General features: G+C 42.1%; 8 protein-coding genes. 3 read left to right on the top strand and 5 right to left on the bottom strand.

Going from position 1 to position 22,399, the window contains the following annotated elements:
• Positions 1–42: 42 nt before the first annotated feature.
• The 3 genes from PHEP_RS12855 (at position 43) to PHEP_RS12845 (ending at position 13,348) form a co-directional block, all read left to right on the top strand.
• Complete coding sequence (locus PHEP_RS12855) at positions 43–11,424, top strand: Ig-like domain-containing protein (RefSeq protein WP_015808408.1); 11,382 nt, start codon at positions 43–45, stop codon at positions 11,422–11,424.
• Positions 11,425–11,438: 14 nt separating this feature from the next.
• On the top strand, positions 11,439–12,434 hold the full coding sequence (locus tag PHEP_RS12850) for a PorP/SprF family type IX secretion system membrane protein (RefSeq protein ID WP_015808407.1): 996 nt from the start codon (positions 11,439–11,441) through the stop codon (positions 12,432–12,434).
• Positions 12,435–12,520: 86 nt separating this feature from the next.
• Positions 12,521–13,348, top strand: coding sequence for an energy transducer TonB (locus tag PHEP_RS12845; protein WP_015808406.1), 828 nt, complete (start codon positions 12,521–12,523; stop codon positions 13,346–13,348).
• 69 nt (positions 13,349–13,417) lie between these two features.
• Here the strand turns inward: PHEP_RS12845 and PHEP_RS12840 are convergent, their stop codons facing one another.
• The 5 genes from PHEP_RS12840 to PHEP_RS12820 all read right to left on the bottom strand — a co-directional run bounded on the left by PHEP_RS12840 (position 13,418) and on the right by PHEP_RS12820 (position 22,275).
• Positions 13,418–14,689 (bottom strand): nucleoside recognition domain-containing protein, encoded by a 1,272-nt coding sequence (locus PHEP_RS12840; RefSeq protein WP_015808405.1) that lies wholly within the window; start codon positions 14,687–14,689, stop codon positions 13,418–13,420.
• A gap of 28 nt (positions 14,690–14,717) precedes the next feature.
• Positions 14,718–15,896, bottom strand: a complete 1,179-nt coding sequence (locus PHEP_RS12835) for a M14 family zinc carboxypeptidase (RefSeq protein ID WP_015808404.1) — start codon at positions 15,894–15,896, stop codon at positions 14,718–14,720.
• Positions 15,883–18,678 carry an alpha/beta hydrolase family protein gene (locus PHEP_RS12830; protein WP_015808403.1) on the bottom strand — a complete coding sequence of 932 codons (2,796 nt, stop codon included), beginning with the start codon at positions 18,676–18,678 and terminating at the stop codon, positions 15,883–15,885. The genes PHEP_RS12835 and PHEP_RS12830 overlap by 14 nt, the downstream gene beginning before the upstream one ends.
• 157 nt (positions 18,679–18,835) lie before the next feature.
• Positions 18,836–20,638 carry a membrane protein insertase YidC gene (yidC, locus tag PHEP_RS12825; protein ID WP_015808402.1) on the bottom strand — a complete coding sequence of 601 codons (1,803 nt, stop codon included), beginning with the start codon at positions 20,636–20,638 and terminating at the stop codon, positions 18,836–18,838.
• Positions 20,639–20,658: 20 nt separating this feature from the next.
• A complete protein-coding gene (locus PHEP_RS12820; RefSeq protein WP_015808401.1) occupies positions 20,659–22,275 on the bottom strand; it encodes a CTP synthase in 1,617 nt (538 codons plus the stop codon).
• Positions 22,276–22,399 lie beyond the last annotated feature (124 nt).

Below are 22,399 nucleotides of genomic sequence, written 5' to 3'. Positions count from 1 at the left end.
AAGAAGTTTTTTATAAAGCGGAATAAATGTATATCTAAATTTATGCTGAATACGCTCAGATCTAATGTGCTCTCCTGTTACAGAGGTATATGCTGTCTGGTTTTTCTATTATGCTCATTATTTAATTTATCGAATGTACTGGCAGAGGGGAGTAAAGATTTATATCCGGTTGGGGCATCGGGTAATCGTGCATTTTTATATTCCAATGCTGCACTCGGAATTATTAGTACTTCAGTAGCTTTCCCTTTCAGAACCCTTGGAACGCATTATGTTTACGCTGTTAAAAATGAATATATAGCGGTGGCATCCAGTGCACAGGGAGTTGGTAATGGGATAATTATTATCACTTCCCCATCAGGGGTACAGACAATGACTACTGTTGGAAGCACGGTGGGTAAAATTTCCAGTAGAACCGAAGAATTAGCTGGGCCACGTTTTCCAGGAGAAGGTGCTGGGAATAATCGCTATTTACCTTATTCTTTTCAGGTGGGTAATGATGAGGGTGTTTGGAAAATTGAATTTATACCAACAGGTAATAAAGTAGATACAAATAGCCCTACCGCCTCAGACGTTTTCGCAGATGGTACTTGGAGTCAAAGTAATAATACCCCCCTTATTTCTGCCTGGGATGTTTCAGTTTGTAATGCTGTCAAAGATAAATGGCTGAGGGGTAGGGTGTATACAAATGTTCTGAATTTAAAGTTGTCCCAGAATTTTGATGATTCGAATAAGGCCTATAATGGGATAAATTATGTTTTAACTAAAGACGGAAGGGCTTACCGTGTAAAAAATAACGGTAATAACGGCTTGGGCTTTACTTTTTTTTCGAATAATAAAGGATTTGTAGATGCTACGGGGAATCCACTTTATAAAAGTCTGAATACAACAGACGAGACTGTAATTGCCAATGCTGTACATGATCCAAGGGCTGTTGATGATTTGACAAAAAACCTGGTTACTCATAAACTGTTTTATGGCCCTCCTTCTCCTGATCTGCCGGTTTCCGCTAAGGTTGCAATAGATGGAACTACTTCTACGACTACCTGGCTAAAAAATGAACCAACTGTTCCGGTTGTTTCGAATATCGATTTTGTAGGTTCTGAAGGGACTGTTGGGCAGGCCAGTCAAAAAGGAGGAACAATAATCTTTAAAACAAATGTTGCAGGTTCATACCGGATCACTATACCACTTGGCGCTGGTAAAGACAGGGTGCTCAATGGTGCTGCTGCCAATGGTGTGAATACGATAAAATGGGATGGAAAAGATGGCTTAGGTAATTTAGTTCCAGGAGGTTTGGTTGTTCCTGAAGTAAGAGTTAGACTGGCATCAGCGGAGGTACATTTTCCATTTATAGATATGGAGATAAACCCAAAGGGCATTATTATTGAATTGACTGAAAACTCAGCGTTTTATCCTGTAAATCCAACGCCTAATATTATTGACGAAAGTGTGTATAGTGATAGGGTATATTGGGATGACAGCGATATTACCGGAGGTAAGGCTGGTGAGGTTTCTAATCCACAGGTAAATGTAATTAATGGAATCTCAAGTAATTCGAATGGACATAAATGGGGAAGCTATAGCGGGAGCAGTGGCTCTGGAAATAGTGGTGCCGGAACAAATAGCTATGGTAATGAAAAGGCTATGGATACTTATGCTTATATCCTTAGTAAGGAAGAAGCCCAGCCCTTAAATGTGAATGTTAAAGTTGCAGAGCTGCAGGTGGTGAGTGTAATACCAACTTATACTTCTACAGCTGCAGGTACTCAGGTTACTTATGCAGTGAAGGTTAAAAATGCCGGTGTAAGTGATGTGACAGGAGCAGCGTTTCATTTTAATGTACCTACTGGCTTTACCGTCAATGCTAACGGCATAAGTAGTTCTTTTACTGGGGCAACGGGTGCAGAAAGTAATGCTGTGCTAGATGCAACGGGATTTAGTTCTATGCTGGATTTGGCTAATGGCTGTATAGTTACTTATACAATTAACGGAACTATTGGTGCTGGTATTTCGGGAAATGATATTCTTGTCGATGCAAGTATAATGAGACCGAAGGATGTTACGGACCCAGATGCAACCAATATTATATTTGATAAGGCACCTACTAATCCACACGATGAATGTTTAAATGGTACTGCCAATGAGGTTTGTAACAATATAAAATACAATACGGCCCATGCTCAGCTCGTATGTGTAAATTCATCAATTGTGCCGATTGAGTATGTTCTTGAAGCAGGTGGAACAGATGTTCAAATCCTGCCTGCATTGCCAGCCGGGCTGGTTAAAAATATAACAGGAGGTAAATTGACAATTACAGGTACACCAACCGCTTCTGGCATATTTACTTTTACAATAAATACTTTAGGAACTCAACGGTCAACAAAAACGGTAGTACTAACGGTAGGTTCCAGGGCTATTGCTTCAGATATTGAAGTTGCTGATAAGGCGATTTGTATTGGTCAGAGTGCCGAATTGACGTCTAATTTGGCTGCTGGTAGTACTATCGTTAATCCGGTTTTCAATTGGTATAGTGAGGCTGCCCTTACAACATTACTTCATACGGGGACAATTTATACTGTTAATCCTACTGTTAGCACTACCTATTATGTAACGGTTAAAGGTGATAACAGTTGCGAAAATGCTTCCGGGGCGGGAAAAGCAGTAACGATTACAGTAAACCCATTGCCCTTACAACCTACGGTTACGGCTTCTGGAGGAACCACCTTCTGTGTTGGTGGTTCAGTAGTGTTAACTTCCAATGCAGCTACGAGCTACCAGTGGTACCGTGGTACTACTTTGTTAACCGGTGAAACGAACCAAACTTATACAGCAAGTGAAAGCGGCAATTATACAGTAATCGTTACCGATGGCAATTCCTGTTCAAGCCCAGCTTCGACAGCAGTTACTGTTACGGTAAACCCATTGCCACTTCAACCAACAGTTAATGCATCTGCAGGGACAACTTTCTGTCTTGGTGGTTCTGTCACGCTGACCTCATCAGTTGCTGCCAGTTACCAGTGGTACCGGGGCACCACTTTGTTAACCGGTGAAACGAACCAAACTTATACAGCAAGTGAAAGCGGCAATTATACGGTTATAGTTACCGATGGCAATTCCTGTTCAAGCCCGGCTTCGACAGCAGTTACTGTTACGGTAAACCCATTGCCACTTCAACCTACGGTTACGGCTTCTGGAGGGACAACTTTCTGTGTTGGTGGTTCAGTAGTGTTAACTTCCAGTGCAGCTACGAGCTACCAGTGGTATCGCGGTACTACTTTGTTAACCGGTGAAACGAACCAAACTTATACAGCAAGTGAAAGCGGCAATTATACAGTAATCGTTACCGATGGCAATTTCTGTTCAAGCCCGGCTTCAGCAGCAGTTCCGGTTACAGTAAACCCATTGCCACTTCAACCTACGGTTACGGCTTCAGGAGGAACCACCTTCTGTCTTGGTGGTTCAGTAGTGTTAACTTCCAGTGCAGCTACGAGCTACCAGTGGTATCGGGGTACTACTTTGTTAACCGGTGAAACGAACCAAACTTATACAGCAAGTGAAAGCGGCAATTATACGGTTGTAGTTACCGATGGCAATTCCTGTTCAAGCCCGGCTTCAGCAGCAGTTCCGGTTACAGTAAACCCATTGCCACTTCAACCTACGGTTACGGCTTCAGGAGGAACCACCTTCTGTGTTGGTGGTTCAGTAGTGTTAACTTCCAGTGCAGCTACGAGCTACCAGTGGTACCGGGGCACCACTTTGTTAACCGGTGAAACGAACCAAACTTATACAGCAAGTGAAAGCGGCAATTATACGGTTGTAGTTACCGATGGCAATTCCTGTTCAAGCCCGGCTTCGACAGCAGTTACTGTTACGGTAAACCCATTGCCACTTCAACCTACGGTTACGGCTTCTGGAGGGACAACTTTCTGTCTTGGTGGTTCAGTAGTGTTAACTTCCAGTGCAGCTACGAGCTACCAGTGGTATCGGGGCACTACTTTGTTAACCGGTGAAACGAACCAAACTTATACAGCAAGTGAAAGCGGCAATTATACAGTAATCGTTACCGATGGCAATTTCTGTTCAAGCCCGGCTTCAGCAGCAGTTCCGGTTACAGTAAACCCATTGCCACTTCAACCTACGGTTACGGCTTCAGGAGGAACCACCTTCTGTGTTGGTGGTTCAGTAGTGTTAACTTCCAGTGCAGCTACGAGCTACCAGTGGTATCGCGGTACTACTTTGTTAACCGGTGAAACGAACCAAACTTATACAGCAAGTGAAAGCGGCAATTATACGGTTGTAGTTACCGATGGCAATTCCTGTTCAAGCCCAGCTTCGACAGCAGTTCCGGTTACAGTAAACCCATTGCCACTTCAACCTACGGTTACGGCTTCAGGAGGAACCACCTTCTGTGTTGGTGGTTCAGTAGTGTTAACTTCCAGTGCAGCTACGAGCTACCAGTGGTACCGGGGCACCACTTTGTTAACCGGTGAAACGAACCAAACTTATACAGCAAGTGAAAGCGGCAATTATACGGTTGTAGTTACCGATGGCAATTCCTGTTCAAGCCCAGCTTCGACAGCAGTTCCGGTTACAGTAAACCCATTGCCACTTCAACCTACGGTTACGGCTTCTGGAGGGACAACTTTCTGTCTTGGTGGTTCTGTCACGCTGACCTCATCAGTTGCTGCCAGTTACCAGTGGTACCGTGGTACTACTTTGTTAACCGGTGAAACGAACCAAACTTATACAGCAAGTGAAAGCGGCAATTATACAGTTGTAGTTACCGATGGTAATTCCTGTTCAAGCCCAGCTTCGACAGCAGTTACTGTTACGGTAAACCCATTGCCACTTCAACCTACGGTTACGGCTTCTGGAGGGACAACTTTCTGTCTTGGTGGTTCTGTTACCTTGACCTCATCAGCTGCTGCCAGTTACCAGTGGTATCGGGGCACCACTTTGTTAACCGGTGAAACGAACCAAACTTATACAGCAAGTGAAAGCGGCAATTATACAGTAATCGTTACCGATGGCAATTCCTGTTCAAGCCCGGCTTCAGCAGCAGTTCCGGTTACAGTAAACCCATTGCCACTTCAACCTACGGTTACGGCTTCTGGAGGAACCACCTTCTGTGTTGGTGGTTCAGTAGTGTTAACTTCCAGTGCAGCTACGAGCTACCAGTGGTATCGCGGTACTACTTTGTTAACCGGTGAAACGAACCAAACTTATACAGCAAGTGAAAGCGGCAATTATACAGTAATCGTTACCGATGGCAATTCCTGTTCAAGCCCAGCTTCGACAGCAGTTCCGGTTACAGTAAACCCATTGCCACTTCAACCTACGGTTACGGCTTCTGGAGGAACCACCTTCTGTCTTGGTGGTTCTGTCACGCTGACCTCATCAGTTGCTGCCAGTTACCAGTGGTACCGGGGCACCACTTTGTTAACCGGTGAAACGAACCAAACTTATACAGCAAGTGAAAGCGGCAATTATACAGTTGTAGTTACCGATGGTAATTCCTGTTCAAGCCCAGCTTCGACAGCAGTTCCGGTTACAGTAAACCCATTGCCACTTCAACCTACGGTTACGGCTTCTGGAGGGACAACTTTCTGTCTTGGTGGTTCTGTTACCTTGACCTCATCAGCTGCTGCCAGTTACCAGTGGTATCGGGGCACCACTTTGTTAACCGGTGAAACGAACCAAACTTATACAGCAAGTGAAAGCGGCAATTATACAGTAATCGTTACTGATGGCAATTCCTGTTCAAGCCCAGCTTCGACAGCAGTTCCGGTTACGGTAAACCCATTGCCACTTCAACCAACAGTTACGGCATCTGCAGGAACCACCTTCTGTGTTGGTGGTTCAGTAGTGTTAACTTCCAGTGCAGCTACGAGCTACCAGTGGTATCGCGGTACTACTTTGTTAACCGGTGAAACGAACCAAACTTATACAGCAAGTGAAAGCGGCAATTATACAGTAATCGTTACCGATGGCAATTTCTGTTCAAGCCCGGCTTCAGCAGCAGTTCCGGTTACAGTAAACCCATTGCCACTTCAACCTACGGTTACGGCTTCTGGAGGAACCACCTTCTGTGTTGGTGGTTCAGTAGTGTTAACTTCCAGTGCAGCTACGAGCTACCAGTGGTATCGCGGTACTACTTTGTTAACCGGTGAAACGAACCAAACTTATACAGCAAGTGAAAGCGGCAATTATACAGTAATCGTTACCGATGGCAATTCCTGTTCAAGCCCAGCTTCGACAGCAGTTCCGGTTACAGTAAACCCATTGCCACTTCAACCTACGGTTACGGCTTCTGGAGGAACCACCTTCTGTCTTGGTGGTTCTGTCACGCTGACCTCATCAGTTGCTGCCAGTTACCAGTGGTACCGGGGCACCACTTTGTTAACCGGTGAAACGAACCAAACTTATACAGCAAGTGAAAGCGGCAATTATACAGTAATCGTTACCGATGGTAATTCCTGTTCAAGCCCAGCTTCGACAGCAGTTACTGTTACGGTAAACCCATTGCCACTTCAACCTACGGTTACGGCTTCTGGAGGGACAACTTTCTGTCTTGGTGGTTCTGTTACCTTGACCTCATCAGCTGCTGCCAGTTACCAGTGGTATCGGGGCACCACTTTGTTAACCGGTGAAACGAACCAAACTTATACAGCAAGTGAAAGCGGCAATTATACAGTAATCGTTACTGATGGCAATTCCTGTTCAAGCCCAGCTTCGACAGCAGTTCCGGTTACGGTAAACCCATTGCCACTACAACCAACAGTTACGGCTTCTGGAGGGACAACTTTCTGTCTTGGTGGTTCTGTTACCTTGACCTCATCAGCTGCTGCCAGTTACCAGTGGTACCGGGGCACCACTTTGTTAACCGGTGAAACGAACCAAACTTATACAGCAAGTGAAAGCGGCAATTATACAGTTGTAGTTACCGATGGCAATTCCTGTTCAAGCCCGGCTTCAGCAGCAGTTCCGGTTACAGTAAACCTATTGCCACTTCAACCTACGGTTACGGCATCTGCAGGGACAACTTTCTGTCTTGGTGGTTCTGTTACACTGACCTCATCAGTTGCTACGAGCTACCAGTGGTACCGTGGTACTACTTTGTTAACCGGTGAAACGAACCAAACATACACGGCTACAGTAACTGGCAATTATACGGTTGTAGTTACCGATGGCAATTCCTGTTCAAGCCCGGCTTCGACAGCAGTTCCGGTTACAGTAAACCCATTGCCACTTCAACCTACGGTTACGGCTTCTGGAGGAACCACCTTCTGTGTTGGTGGTTCAGTAGTGTTAACTTCCAGTGCAGCTACGAGCTACCAGTGGTATCGCGGTACTACTTTGTTAACCGGTGAAACGAACCAAACTTATACAGCAAGTGAAAGCGGCAATTATACGGTTGTAGTTACCGATGGTAATTCCTGTTCAAGCCCAGCTTCGACAGCAGTTCCGGTTACGGTAAACCCATTGCCACTTCAACCAACAGTTAATGCATCTGGAGGGACAACCTTCTGTCTTGGTGGTTCTGTCACGCTGACCTCATCAGTTGCTGCCAGTTACCAGTGGTATCGGGGCACCACTTTGTTAACCGGTGAAACGAACCAAACTTATACAGCAAGTGAAAGCGGCAATTATACAGTAATCGTTACCGATGGCAATTCCTGTTCAAGCCCGGCTTCGACAGCAGTTACTGTTACGGTAAACCCATTGCCACTTCAACCTACGGTTACGGCTTCTGGAGGGACAACTTTCTGTGTTGGTGGTTCAGTAGTGTTAACTTCCAGTGCAGCTACGAGCTACCAGTGGTATCGGGGCACTACTTTGTTAACCGGTGAAACGAACCAAACTTATACAGCAAGTGAAAGCGGCAATTATACAGTAATCGTTACCGATGGCAATTTCTGTTCAAGCCCGGCTTCAGCAGCAGTTCCGGTTACAGTAAACCCATTGCCACTTCAACCTACGGTTACGGCTTCAGGAGGAACCACCTTCTGTGTTGGTGGTTCAGTAGTGTTAACTTCCAGTGCAGCTACGAGCTACCAGTGGTATCGGGGTACTACTTTGTTAACCGGTGAAACGAACCAAACTTATACAGCAAGTGAAAGCGGCAATTATACGGTTGTAGTTACCGATGGCAATTCCTGTTCAAGCCCGGCTTCAGCAGCAGTTCCGGTTACAGTAAACCCATTGCCACTTCAACCTACGGTTACGGCTTCAGGAGGAACCACCTTCTGTGTTGGTGGTTCAGTAGTGTTAACTTCCAGTGCAGCTACGAGCTACCAGTGGTACCGGGGCACCACTTTGTTAACCGGTGAAACGAACCAAACTTATACAGCAAGTGAAAGCGGCAATTATACGGTTGTAGTTACCGATGGCAATTCCTGTTCAAGCCCGGCTTCGACAGCAGTTACTGTTACGGTAAACCCATTGCCACTTCAACCTACGGTTACGGCTTCTGGAGGGACAACTTTCTGTGTTGGTGGTTCAGTAGTGTTAACTTCCAGTGCAGCTACGAGCTACCAGTGGTATCGGGGCACTACTTTGTTAACCGGTGAAACGAACCAAACTTATACAGCAAGTGAAAGCGGCAATTATACAGTAATCGTTACCGATGGCAATTTCTGTTCAAGCCCGGCTTCAGCAGCAGTTCCGGTTACAGTAAACCCATTGCCACTTCAACCTACGGTTACGGCTTCAGGAGGAACCACCTTCTGTGTTGGTGGTTCAGTAGTGTTAACTTCCAGTGCAGCTACGAGCTACCAGTGGTATCGGGGTACTACTTTGTTAACCGGTGAAACGAACCAAACTTATACAGCAAGTGAAAGCGGCAATTATACGGTTGTAGTTACCGATGGCAATTCCTGTTCAAGCCCGGCTTCAGCAGCAGTTCCGGTTACAGTAAACCCATTGCCACTTCAACCTACGGTTACGGCTTCTGGAGGAACCACCTTCTGTGTTGGTGGTTCAGTAGTGTTAACTTCCAGTGCAGCTACGAGCTACCAGTGGTATCGCGGTACTACTTTGTTAACCGGTGAAACGAACCAAACTTATACAGCAAGTGAAAGCGGCAATTATACAGTAATCGTTACCGATGGCAATTCCTGTTCAAGCCCAGCTTCGACAGTAGTTCCGGTTACAGTAAACCCATTGCCACTTCAACCTACGGTTACGGCTTCTGGAGGGACAACTTTCTGTCTTGGTGGTTCTGTCACGCTGACCTCATCAGTTGCTGCCAGTTACCAGTGGTACCGTGGTACTACTTTGTTAACCGGTGAAACGAACCAAACTTATACAGCAAGTGAAAGCGGCAATTATACAGTTGTAGTTACCGATGGTAATTCCTGTTCAAGCCCAGCTTCAGCAGCAGTTCCGGTTACAGTAAACCCATTGCCTTTACAACCAACGGTAATTGCAGAAAGTAATACCATTTTCTGTATTGGAGGCTCTGTGAAATTAACTTCCAGTGCTTCAACGGGTAACCAGTGGTATAAAGACGGCAATCTAATCTCAGGGGCAGTAAATAAAACCTATATCGCAACAGCAACAGGATCATATTTTACGATCGTTACCAATGCAAACGGATGTAGTAGCCTTCCTTCCCAGGCCATTCCGGTAACTGTAAGTCCTTATCCTGAGATACCCGATATTTCACCAGCTGGTGCCACAACTTTTTGCGAAGGGGGCATAGTTACCTTAACCTCTTCATCAGCAAATGGAAATCAATGGTATAAAAATGGAGTGTTGATGCCAGGCGCAACCGGAAAAACCCTGGATGTAAATCAGATAGGGGATTACACTGTGAAAGTTACCAACAGCACCGGGTGTGCCAGTAACCTATCGGCTTTAACAAAAGTAACTGTGAATCGTGTGCCTAAGGGATTTGATGACAACATCAATTCATTAAGCTGTTCCCAATCCTCATTTAGTTATAACCTGCAAACAAAAAATGTAAACAATACTTTAAAAGGTGGAAATGGGGTTGCAGCATCCTTTACCTGGACTGTAAATTCAACTGTTTTAGGTGCTATAAATGGTTCCGGAAAAATACTTAATGCAACACTGATCAATACTTCAACCACAGAACAAACTGTTGTTTATATAGTAACACCTATAGCCGAAACAGGTGGTTGCGCCGGGCAACCCTTTAAAATCACTGTTCGTGTCCCTGCATGTATAGATATTTCAATCAGTAAAACCGCAGATAAAAATGTAGTCGCTACAGTTGGAGATAAAATTAATTATACCATAACCATAAAAAATACCGGAGATGCAAACCACAACAATGTAAAGGTTAATGATCCGTTGCTTGGAGGTATGCTCAGCCAGCCAACAGGCGATAACGGAAATGCGATATTAGAAAAAGATGAGACATGGACTTACAGAGGAACATATACTGTTACTCAGAATGATCTTGATCTTAACGGTATACCAACCGGAAATACCGGAAAAATCATCAATACGGCAACAGTTAGTTCACAAGCTTATCCTCAATCCAAATCGGCCATTGCAGAGGTAGACATTCATACCAACCCTTCAATAACACTGGTTAAAACCGGTGCTATGAACCGTGATTTTAAAACCATGACCTATACCTTCAATATTACGAACAATGGAAATGTAACTTTAAATAACCTGGTTGTAAGAGATCCAAAAATCCCTCAACTTATTGCATTAAAGCAAACAATTCTTGCTCCGGGCGCTTCAACCACTGGTATTGCAGTATATACCATTACCAATGAGGAAAAGATTGCTGGTACTGTAAGTAATACAGCAACAGTTGCAGGATTTACAAAAACAAATGTTAAGGTTACTGATGCATCGGGCACCGCTGAAAATAACGATGAGCCTACAGTGATCGACATAACACGATACCCTATAGCGATAGATGATTATGCCAAAACCAAGGCAGAAGAGGAAGTAGCTGTACCAGTAATAAACAACGACCGGCCAGCCCTGTTTCCTTTAAATGCTGCCACCCTGGAAGTAAAAAGCCAGCCTGTAAATGGTAAACTATTGGTAAATAAAGATGGAAAGGTTGTTTATAAACCAAACAAAGGTTTTTTTGGGATAGAGAAGTTTACCTATAAAGTTGATGATGCAAACGGCTTATCATCTAATGTTGCCATTGTAACCATTAATGTTGCTCCTCCAGATCTGGATATCCCAAATACATTTACACCTAATGGCGATGGTAAGAACGATACCTTCCTGATTACAGGCATCGAAAACTATGATGGGGTAAGCCTTTTTGTTTATAACCGTTGGGGCGATGAGGTATATAAAAATAACAATTATAAAAACGAATGGGATGGTAACGGTTTGAATGATGGTACTTATTTCTACGTATTAAAACTAAGAACAGGAAATAAAGAAGAGTCGAAACGGAGCTGGGTATTGATAAAGAGATAAAATAATTTGATAAAATGAAAGCTGTAAAATGTTTGGTTGTTGTTGGATATCTGCTCTGCATGTTTGCGGGACGGAGCATTGCGCAGCAGAACATCCAGTTCTCTCAATATGTATTCAATAGTTTAAGTGTAAACCCGGCTTATGCAGGGTATAAAGAAGAATGGTTTGCCCAGCTGGCGCTACGATCGCAATGGGTTGGGGTAGAGGGTGCCCCCCAAACCGGAACAATTTCTATTGATGGCATTGTAGATCCGCGCGACAGGAAAATGGGCCTGGGCTTTCAAATTACTTCTGATAAAATTGGACCTCAATTTACAACTTCGGCAACTGCAAATTATGCTTACAGACTGCAGCTTAACGCTGATGATACACAAAGATTGAGTTTTGGAATAGGCTTAGGCGTAGCACAATACAGTCTGAAAGGTCAGATGATCAGGACTTCGGAACAGGGTGATCAGGCACTGGCAGATGGAAGCGATAACCGTATAGTGCCAGATGTACGTTTTGGTGTATATTATAATTCTGATTTCTGGTATCTCGGTCTTTCTTTGATGGATGCTTTTTCAGGTTCTAAAGTTAACAATACCGTACCTTCTGGCTCTTTTAATATTGTACGCAGCAGACATGCCTATTTCATTGCAGGTGCCCTGGCCAATATTTCTCCTGATGTAAGGGTACGCCCAAGTCTGATGATCAAAGAAGATTTTAGGGGCCCTACAAGTGCAGATTTAAATGTTATGGCCATATTTAACGATAAGTTGTGGTTGGGCGGTTCATATAGAACTGGGTTTGGCTTATGGAAAAAACAATATCAGGACCTTAACCTGAGTAAACAGAATTCTATATCAGGTATTATACAGGTATTTGTTACCGAACGCTTTCGCATGGGTTATTCTTATGATTATGTAACCAGCAAACTTGGTAGCAATCAGAATGGTTCCCATGAACTGACATTAGGCCTAACTTTTGGCCGTGTACCCAGATCGTTTATTTGTCCAAGGGTATTTTAATTTTATTATTTTATTCCTTATGGAATGTACTGGAGTTTAGCATCCATATTTTAAATGTATGGTATTAACTTCTAAATTCTAAAGCAATGTTAGGTTCTAAAATCGATTTATTTGGCAATGAATGGCTGGACGTAGTATTTGATCAGAAAAACAAAAGCTACGGAGCCTATGCGCTCAGGAGACAAAGTTCATCAGATACGGCTAAAGCGCTTTTTATCGCAGGATCACTGTTTGTCCTGTTTTTCTTATCTCCTAAGATCATTAAGTTGATCAAAGGGAATGAAACGATCGAGGTGTTGCCGGAAAGAAAAACGGAGGTTATAGTTCAACCACCACCAGCTATTGATCCTGAAACACTACCACCAGCAGCAATTGAGCCGCCTCCGGCAAAGCAGGACCAGGTTAAGTTTCTTCCGCCTAAAGTTATTCAGGACGACCTGGTAAAAGATGTAGACCCTGTTCAGATCAGTGATTTAAAAGAAGCCACTCCAGGACCGAAAAATGTTATTGGTGAACCAGACGGTGTAATAGTTATAGAAGGGCCAACCGGGAAAGGACCCAAAGGAGCCGTGGCAACAGAGGACAATACAGTATATGATGTATTTAATGCACTAGAGGTACAGCCTGTTTTTCCTGGTGGAATGGAAAAGTTCTATGCTTACCTTTCGAAATCTATCAGATACCCTGCTGCTGCCCAGGAAATTAATCTGCAAGGCAAAGTATTCCTGTCTTTTATTATAGAGAAAAGTGGGGCACTTACCGATATTAAAGTGGAGCGAAAACTGGGTTATGGTACAGACGAAGAAGCTGTTAGGGTGTTAAAAGCCAGCCCTAAATGGATGCCTGGAATTCAAAATGGTAGAGCTGTACGTGTGAAATATAACATTCCTATCAGCTTTTCATTGGCTCAATAATAGTATATGAATACTGAAAAGACCTGATAATCAAATAAAGGGAGCTGCATAAACCAGCTTCCTTTATTATTAGCCAAAAAATAAATAAGCCATCCCTATTGCTGTACAAACACCCACCAGATCTGCTAAAAGCATAGCACCGATGGCATATCGTGTATTTTTAATACTTACAGAGCCAAAATAAACAGCTATTATGTAAAAGGTAGTATCTGAAGCCCCCTGGAATATTCCGGACAGCCTGCTGGCAAATGAATCAGGACCATAAGTTTCCATGGTACTTACCATCATTCCCCTCGCTGCGCCGCCACTTAATGGACGGATCAATGCAGTTGGCAGTCCTTCAACAAATCTGGTGTCGGCACCTAAAAAAGCAAAAGCACTTTTTATTGTGCTGATCACCACATCAAAAGTACCACTGGTACGAAGAAGAGAAATGGCAACAAGCATTCCAACCAGGTAAGGAACAATTTTAATAGCCGTATCAAACCCGTTTTTTGCACCATCTATGAATGCATCAAAAACATCTATTTTCTTATAAAGCCCTCCAAGTATAATCAGTAAAAATACAAGTAGTATTAAACCATTACTTAATATGCCGGAAAAAGATTTTATACCCTCAGCATTCAGTGAAACAATATAAAGTACCAGTAAAGCAATTACTAAAGAGATACTAAGTACCCACAGGATGATTACCGGTTGCAGGATATTGATCTTTTGTTTAAAAGAAACAATAAGCATGGCAGCTATTGTTCCTACAAAAGTTACTATTAAACAGGGAATAAATATATCTGTAGGATTTGATGCATTTTGCGAAGCACGAATCGCAATTACACTAACCGGTATAAGGTTAAGCCCTGCTGCATGGAGGCACAAAAACATGATCTGCGAATTTGAGGCTACATCTTTACTCGGATTAAGTTCCTGTAAACTTTCCATAGCTTTTAAACCAAAGGGCGTTGCCGCATTGTCCAGACCCAGTAAATTGGCCGAAAAATTCATGATCATGTGCCCCATTGAAGGGTGGCCTTTGGGGATATCAGGAAAAAGTTTGGAGAAGAAAGGTCCTACAATCCTCGACAATAAACGGATCCCACCGGCTCTTTCGGCAATGCTCATCAGCCCCATAAACAAGGCCAGAATCCCAATGAGTTTGAGGCAAAGTTCAACGGCTACCCAACAGGTCTGTATAATGCCATCTAACTTCAAAGGATTGGTGGCATCATCGGCTTTGCCGATAACCATCCAGTTAAAAATATCACTTTGTCCAAAAAAGAAGCACTTTACACTTGCTACTACAATTGCAACAATGATAAAGGCCGACCAGATTCTGCTTAATGCCATTAAAAACGATTTAGTTTAGGCCTTAAATTTAAAGTTTTGATTCTAATATCCCGTTTTTAAAAGATAATATTATTTCTCCTTTTGATAAAAGTTGAAAATCCGCATTTTCATAAAGTAAAACCTCTCCATTAACCTGCAAATCGGCTCCCTGATAGATATGGTAAGCCGATAAATTATCCATGTCCCCAATGTCCTGAATGGTATAATTCTTAAAAGTAGCCCCGGCCTTAGCCATGGGTTTCTCTTCATAATTTATGCCTATGCTTACTTCAATACCGTTTAACCTAATCTGATGGATCAGGATATGAAAAATCTGCTTGTTGTTTTTAGCAATGTCAAAATAATTTGCCAGTTGCTGTTGCTGGTAAGTTTTGGTACTTATGGAATGCAGGGCTGCCAGGATAGCTAAAAAATAGTACTTTCTGATTTCCTGTTTTTCATCATCGTTTACCAGGCCTCCAGCTTCAATTAAAATGGTGGAGGTACCCCTGAGCTGGAAATTATCACCAAATGCCCTTGGTTCGTGTTCATCGTCAAATAAACCGATATGTCCCGGAAGGAAAGGAGTTACAGCTGTAAACATGTCGGCTATAACCCGCATTGCCCTTTCACGGTTCGGACTGTTGGAAAGTTGCTCGTCAAAAGCAGGCGCTAAAAATGATAAGGTAGCTGGTTTTTTGCTGCCGTTTACACTCCATAAGGTGAGCTGGTCGTGCAGGTTAAACCCAAAATCGGGCCTTATAGCTGCCTGCAATTCTTTAAGTATTTTAGCCTCCGGAGAAACAGTTTTAAGAAAATCTCTATTGATATCTATTTGCTGCGCGTTGCGCCTGGTAAACCTTTCCGCTCCGTCAGGGTTTACCAGAGGAAGAATGTATAGTGTGCAGACACTTTTTACCTGATTTACCAATTCAGTATTTTCATCCTGCTGCAGGTAACTGACCAGGTCAAACAAGGCCATGGTACCTGTGGCTTCGTCACCATGCATCTGGCTCCATAAAAATACCTTAACTGGTCCGTTGCCCCATTCTATCAGGTTCAATACTCTCTGTTCAACAGAATAGCCAGCTGTTGTAACCTTAAAATCAGCTGGTAACTGCTTTATCAGTTTTAAAACATCCTTGTGCTTAATAAAGCGGTTTCGGATAGCAGATTCAGCAAAAGTAGCATAGTCCTTTATGATGTTTTCTGTATTAAGGTTTTTCATCTGTAAGTTCAAATCCCCATGTTTTGCCTTTTTCGGTTGCAGGTATTCCATTTACCATCCAAACAGGTGCTTTTGCACCTTTTAAGTAATGATCGAAGAATTGCTGCTCACGAATTTGTATGTCTTTTCTATTTTGACGCTGCATTAAATTGTGTGCTTCGTTATTGTAGTTTAGCAGCCATGCTGGTTTGCCCAATCTGCGCAAACCCGTAAACATTTCAATTCCCTGGTACCATGGCACTGCTCCATCGGCATCATTGGACATGATTACAACCGGTGTAGTTACATTGGGCAATTTAAATAATGGCGAGTTTTCGATGTACAGTTCTGGTTTTTCCCATAAAGTAGCTCCAATACGGCTCTGGGTTTTTTCGTACTGGAACTGTCGGTTCATACCGCTTTCCCAACGCATACCGCCGTAAGCTGAAGTCATATTTACTACCGGTGCACCAGCCCATGCAGCAGCATACATATTGGTTCTGGTAATCAGATGGGCTACCTGGTAGCCACCCCAGCTTTGCCCTTGTATGCCTATTTTTGTCCCGTCTACCCAACTGTTTTTCTTTAACGCTTCAACTCCTGAATTGATAAACTCTTCAGCAGAACGACCAGGGTAGCCTTTTTCATAACTGATATCCGGCGTAAATACCAGGTAGCCATTACTTACAAAATAAGTAATATTCAACCTGGATGGGGTAGGTGCCGGTGACTGGTAAGTATATAAACCGTCAGAAAGTTTTTCATAGAAATATGCAATCATCGGGTATTTCTTTGTCGGATCAAAGTTTTCCGGCTTATATAATATGCCCTCTGCATTAAAACCCTTAGGTGTAGTCCATTTTACCAGTTCTGCAGTACCCCAGTTATAATCCTGTTGCTGGGGGTTGGTATTGCTCAGTTTTAGCTGGTTTTTCATGTCGGCCGACACATAAACATTTGGTGAATTGCTGAAACTACCTTTGTCAAAAATGAAGCGTTCTGCATCTTTGGCTTTAACCATACCTGAATATCTCATTTTTTCCATCACCACCAGCTCCGGATTTTTAGCATTGTCAATTTCTTTTTTATAAAAGCCACTTTCTTTAGTGGTATTGTTAAAGGCATTCAACCAGATGGTTTCTTTTTTATTTAAAAACCTGCTTTCGGTGTCCAGTTTTTCATAACGGAAGGTGATCTTGTTTTGCCGCCCAAATCCATTGGTGATATTTTTAGGCTCATTTTTTCCTTCCGGCGAAAATTCCCATATATCGTAACGATCATAGATCAGAGCTGCCTTGTCCTCTGCGGTCCAGGCAGCCAGACCATAAGGTGAAGGGTCTTCCGGAACATCATTTTCCTCATCAACAAATTTGATATTTAGCCCATTATTTAAATGGGTGATTTTTGCAGTAAGTACATTATAAGTGTACCAGTTGGCTGTTTTTTTGTCAAAATAAAGAACATATTTTCCTGCCGGAGACGCAATAGCATATCCCGAAAGGTCTGAAATAATTTTTTTTCTACTTCCTGTTTTGGTATCTACTAAATAATAATCTCTTATAGAACTGCCAGTCCATTGCGACTGGATCCTATTGCCGTAATCTGTAAAGGCCAATGCAAAATTGGCATTGCCTTCAGCTACCGGCATAACTTCAGGAAGTTTAATATCCGCTAATGGAACAATCTTTGGATTGCTGTTGAATATTTCCATGACAGTTAAATAGGATCTTTTGAGCTCATTTTCCATGTTTTTTAACTGCATAGGTTGCAAATAATCGTCTTTATAGCCCCATATATCCAGTTTAGCATTTTCAAAATCAACCAGGGTAGTATCTTTTGGTTTTTTAACCGGAGCAATACCAAAGTACAGCTTATTGCCATCTTTACTGAAACCCAGTTTTCCATCGCCGCTAACAGCCCATTTAGCAGGCATTCCAGTAATTTCGTTATCTACCAGAATCTGTGCTGTATCAAGACTGGGAGAATTATAGTAGATGTTAAAATCTTTGATCTCCTTTTTTTCAGGACTTCTCTCACCTAAAAATACAAGGTATTCACCTTCTTCATTAAAGATGAAATTTTTAAAGTTTCCTTTACCTTTTACAAGGGTTTTTACACTGCCTTTTTCTGTATTTAAGAGGAATACGCCTTCGTCGGCCAATTTATCTTTCTTCGAACCGGTACAGGCAAAAACCAGTTGTTTACCACTCTTATTAAAGCTGTAATCACTTACATACTTAAAAGTACGGGTTGTGCCCGTAAGTAAGTTTTTTATTATCAGATCGGTACCTTCCTGTTTGGTCTTGCTTTCTGGTGCATCTGGTTTTGCTTTTTTTGAAGTGTCTATAGGTTTTTCAAGTAAATATGCAACCAATGAAGCGCCTTTCTCAGGCATTTTATAAGATTTGACCCTTGGCACTTTGTCGATAGCCTGATTGGTCAGGTTAACCAGGCAAAGGGAATCTTTGGTCAGCTCATCTGGTTTTTTCTTTTTTATCTTGCTTTCACGAACATCTTTAAACATGGGCTTAACCACTAAGGCCGCATATTTAGAATCGGTGCTAAATTGTAGGTTCGTACCCCTTGATACATTTAGTCTGGTATTTGACAAAAGATTGTTGAGGTACAAAGTACCATCTCCTTCCTGCTTTAGCACCGAATAAGAAGCCCATATCCCATTATTGGATAATTGTTTTGTGCCAACCGACTCCCAGTTATCGTAAACAGTATGGTTTATTGGTTTTTTTTGAGCGTAAGTTAAACTTGAAAATAGAAGTAGCGTAATGCTTAAAAATCTGTGCATAAAATTAAGATGTAGGTTGGTTTTGGGCCCTGCGGGCTAAAAATCACAAAAAAAAATCACAAACAGCTATTGTATGCCAATTTTTACAATAGCAGATGCCAAACAAAAGAAGCCATATCATTTAAATGATATGGCTTCTTTTATCAAAAAGTAACTTTTACTTGTTCTTTTTTTGTTGAGCAGCTGTTTGCTGTTGCTGGCGCATATAGTCTTCCAACTTGGCACTGAACCCAGATTTCTTTTTCTTTTCTACTGGTTTTGCTTTATTTTCCTGTAATGTTCTATGGATCTTTTCATCATCAACCATAGATTTGATCAGGAACTGCTGGGCAAAAGTGAGCATGTTGGCCAGGAAATAATAATAGTTTAATCCTGACGGGTAACTGTTCAGTACACCTAAAAAGATAATTGGCATGATGTACCCAATATATTTCATTTGTCCTGTAGCTCCCGAGATCTGGTTGTTGAAATAAGTATAGATCAACGTAGAGATCGTCATCAGTACACACATCAAACTCAGGTGATCACCAATAAAAGGAATGGTAAAGCCGAATTTGATAAAATCATCATAAGTAGAAAGATCTTTCATCCATAAGAAAGTTTCCCCCCTTAACTCAAATAAATTAGGGAAGAAGAAGAAGAAGGCCATTACAAAGGGCAGTTGCAGCAGCATAGGCAAACAACCTCCAAGCGGGTTTACACCTACCTGTTTATAAAGCTTTAAATATTCCTGTTGTAAAAGCGTAGGATTGTCATCACCAACTTTAGCCTTGATCACATCCATTTCCGGCTTCAATATCCTCATCTTAGCCATGGAAAGGTATGATTTATAAGTGAGCGGAGACATGGCTACTTTTAGCGCAATGGTTAAAAGCAAAATGATTACGCCATAGTTCCAGTTAAAGCTTTCCAAGAACTTAAATACAGGTAATACAATGAACCTGTTGATGTATTTAAGTGGCCAGTAGCCCATATCTACCTGTTTTTCAAGTTCATAACCCTGTGCCTTCAGGGTATCGAATTTATTGGTACCGAAATAGAAGACCATGGCATAGCTTTGCGCTGCAAGCTGGTTAAAAGGCAGTACCATATTGGCACCATACCATTTAATTTTTCCAGGCTCGGTACTTACTTTAACCTCAAGATCTCCCTTTTCAAATCCATTTTTAGGTATTAAGGCTGCCGAGAAAAACTGTTGTTTGAAAGATATCCATTCAATTTTCCCTGCTGCAAGCTCCTCTTTTTCATCCTTGGCTATACTTAGGTGGTCCGGGTTTTTGTCTGCATATTTATAGTAGGGTGCAGAGTGCTCCCGCTCTTTTTTCCCGGATTTTTCCTGTTCAAGCAAGGTAGCTTCCCAGTTCAAAGCGATGGTATTGTTTTGAATAACCTGGTTTAAACCATTTAAATTAATGTTAAAACCAACCTGACTGCTTTTCGGTTTTAGATCATAAATATATTCAATGTATTGATTAGCCGAATAATTGGCACGCATGGTAACGATACCATTACCAGGGGTTGCCGTAAAGTAAAGGTCATTTGTGCTAACAATTTTACCGCTTATGTTTAGGTTTAAACCAAATTTATTCTGATCTCCATCAAATAAAATGACAGGTTTTCCATTATAGGTTTTTTCTCCTTTCACCTCAACGGATAAAATTTTACCGCCCTTATTGCTAAGTACTAGTTTTAAATTTTCATTTTCAAGTACACTGGTCTGTACTGTACCACTAATGTTTGCACCAAAAGGGCCTTTTAATGCTGCTGAATCCACAACAGGTGTTGCTGCAACAGCTGCTACAGGCGTGGGAGTGTTGACAACCCCGGCTTTTTTTGCCGAATCAGCAGCGATTCTTTCCCTTTCTTTTTTTATTTCAGCCTCGCTTGGCTTAAAAAAATAAAAAGAACCTGCCAAAACGATCATGATCAGGAACAATCCTGTAAACGTATTTCTATCCATTATTGTTAATTAAACGCGTATTATTTTGTTTTTTTCTTCGCAAACTCCATCGCAGCGGCGACAAATTTAACAAAAAGTGGGTGAGGATTAGCAACTGTTGATTTTAATTCGGGATGAAACTGCCCACCTACAAAGAAAGGATGGTTTTTTAACTCTACAATTTCAACCAGATTACTTTCAGGATTTACGCCCGAAGCGATCATGCCGGCTTCTTCGAATTGGTTTAAATAAGCACTGTTAAATTCATAACGGTGTCTGTGACGCTCTGTAATATGTGTTTTTCCATAAGCCGAATAAGCTTTTGTGCCTTTTTTGAGGTCACATGGATAAGCCCCTAAACGCATGGTGCCCCCTTTGGCCGTAATGTTTTTCTGATCTTCCATCATATTGATGACAGGATGAATTGTTTCTTCATCAATTTCGGTAGTGTTTGCGCCATTTAATCCCAGTACGTTCCGTCCAAATTCAATTACCGCACATTGCATACCTAAACAGATACCAAAGAAAGGAACATTATTTTCTCTAACATATTTAATGGTATCAATTTTTCCTTCAATACCCCTGCTACCAAAACCAGGTGCTACAAGTACGCCATCCAGATGTGCCAGACGTTCTTTTGCATTGTCTGGATAAATACTTTCTGAGTGGATATATTCTACTTTAACCTTACATTCATTTTTAGAACCTGCATGAATAAAAGATTCAATTATAGATTTATAAGCATCGGGCAATTCTACATATTTACCAACCAAACCAATTTTTACTTCTGAGGTCGGGTTTTTTAAGCGGCCAAGGAATTCTTTCCATCTCTCCATGTCCGGCTCATTTTTTTGTGCAAGTTTAAGTTTGCTCAATACTGTTTTATCCAGCTGTTCTTTCATCATCAGTAAAGGAACATCATATATTGTAGAGGCATCCAGTGATTCGATTACCGCATTTACGTTTACATTGCAGAATAAGGCAATTTTTTTGCGGATATCCAGAGATATGGAACGTTCTGAACGACAAACCAGGATATCTGGCTGGATACCATATTCCAGTAATGCTTTTACAGAGTGTTGCGTAGGTTTGGTCTTTAATTCTCCGGCAGCAGCAAGATATGGAATTAGTGTTAAGTGGATTACAATCGCATTGTGTGCACCTTCTTCCCATTTAAACTGACGTACCGCTTCAATAAACGGCAGAGATTCAATATCACCAACTGTGCCTCCCAGTTCAGTGATTACAATATCATATTCGCCGGTTTCTCCCAGCAAACGCATATTCCTTTTAATCTCGTCGGTAATGTGTGGTACTACCTGTACTGTTTTACCCAGATATTCTCCTTGTCTCTCTTTATTGATTACGTTCTGATAAATCCGGCCAGTGGTAACGTTATTGGCCTGCGAAGTAGCAACGTTTAAAAAACGTTCGTAATGACCAAGGTCAAGATCTGTTTCTGCACCATCTTCGGTAACATAGCATTCTCCATGCTCATAAGGGTTTAAGGTTCCCGGATCAATATTGATATAAGGGTCAAACTTTTGGATGGTAACACTATAGCCACGTGCTTGCAATAATTTGGCTAATGAAGCGGAGATGATGCCCTTGCCCAATGAGGAAGTAACACCGCCCGTAACAAAAATATACTTAGTCATGTTTGTGATTTTCTGAAATAAAGCAGTAATTAAATTGCTGTCTTATTGTTTTTGTACGGGATACAAAGTTAGCAAATAAAACTGAAGCAGGGAGGCTCTTTTTACAAATATTCGTTGGTGATAG

Source organism: Pedobacter heparinus DSM 2366, from assembly GCF_000023825.1.
Classification (GTDB): Bacteria; Bacteroidota; Bacteroidia; order Sphingobacteriales; family Sphingobacteriaceae; genus Pedobacter; species Pedobacter heparinus.
The sequence above is the reverse complement of the archived record's forward strand: the minus strand, read 5'-3'. Positions and strand labels throughout refer to the sequence as shown.

Bases quoted from the DNA above. Each gene is read 5' to 3' on its own strand.
- PHEP_RS12855 (WP_015808408.1), top strand. From the start codon at position 43: ATGCTGAATACGCTCAGATCTAATGTGCTCTCCTGTTACAGAGGTATA.
- PHEP_RS12850 (WP_015808407.1), top strand. From the start codon at position 11,439: ATGAAAGCTGTAAAATGTTTGGTTGTTGTTGGATATCTGCTCTGCATG.
- PHEP_RS12845 (WP_015808406.1), top strand. From the start codon at position 12,521: ATGTTAGGTTCTAAAATCGATTTATTTGGCAATGAATGGCTGGACGTA.
- PHEP_RS12840 (WP_015808405.1), bottom strand. From the start codon at position 14,689: ATGGCATTAAGCAGAATCTGGTCGGCCTTTATCATTGTTGCAATTGTA.
- PHEP_RS12835 (WP_015808404.1), bottom strand. From the start codon at position 15,896: ATGAAAAACCTTAATACAGAAAACATCATAAAGGACTATGCTACTTTT.
- PHEP_RS12830 (WP_015808403.1), bottom strand. From the start codon at position 18,678: ATGCACAGATTTTTAAGCATTACGCTACTTCTATTTTCAAGTTTAACT.
- yidC (WP_015808402.1), bottom strand. From the start codon at position 20,638: ATGGATAGAAATACGTTTACAGGATTGTTCCTGATCATGATCGTTTTG.
- PHEP_RS12820 (WP_015808401.1), bottom strand. From the start codon at position 22,275: ATGACTAAGTATATTTTTGTTACGGGCGGTGTTACTTCCTCATTGGGC.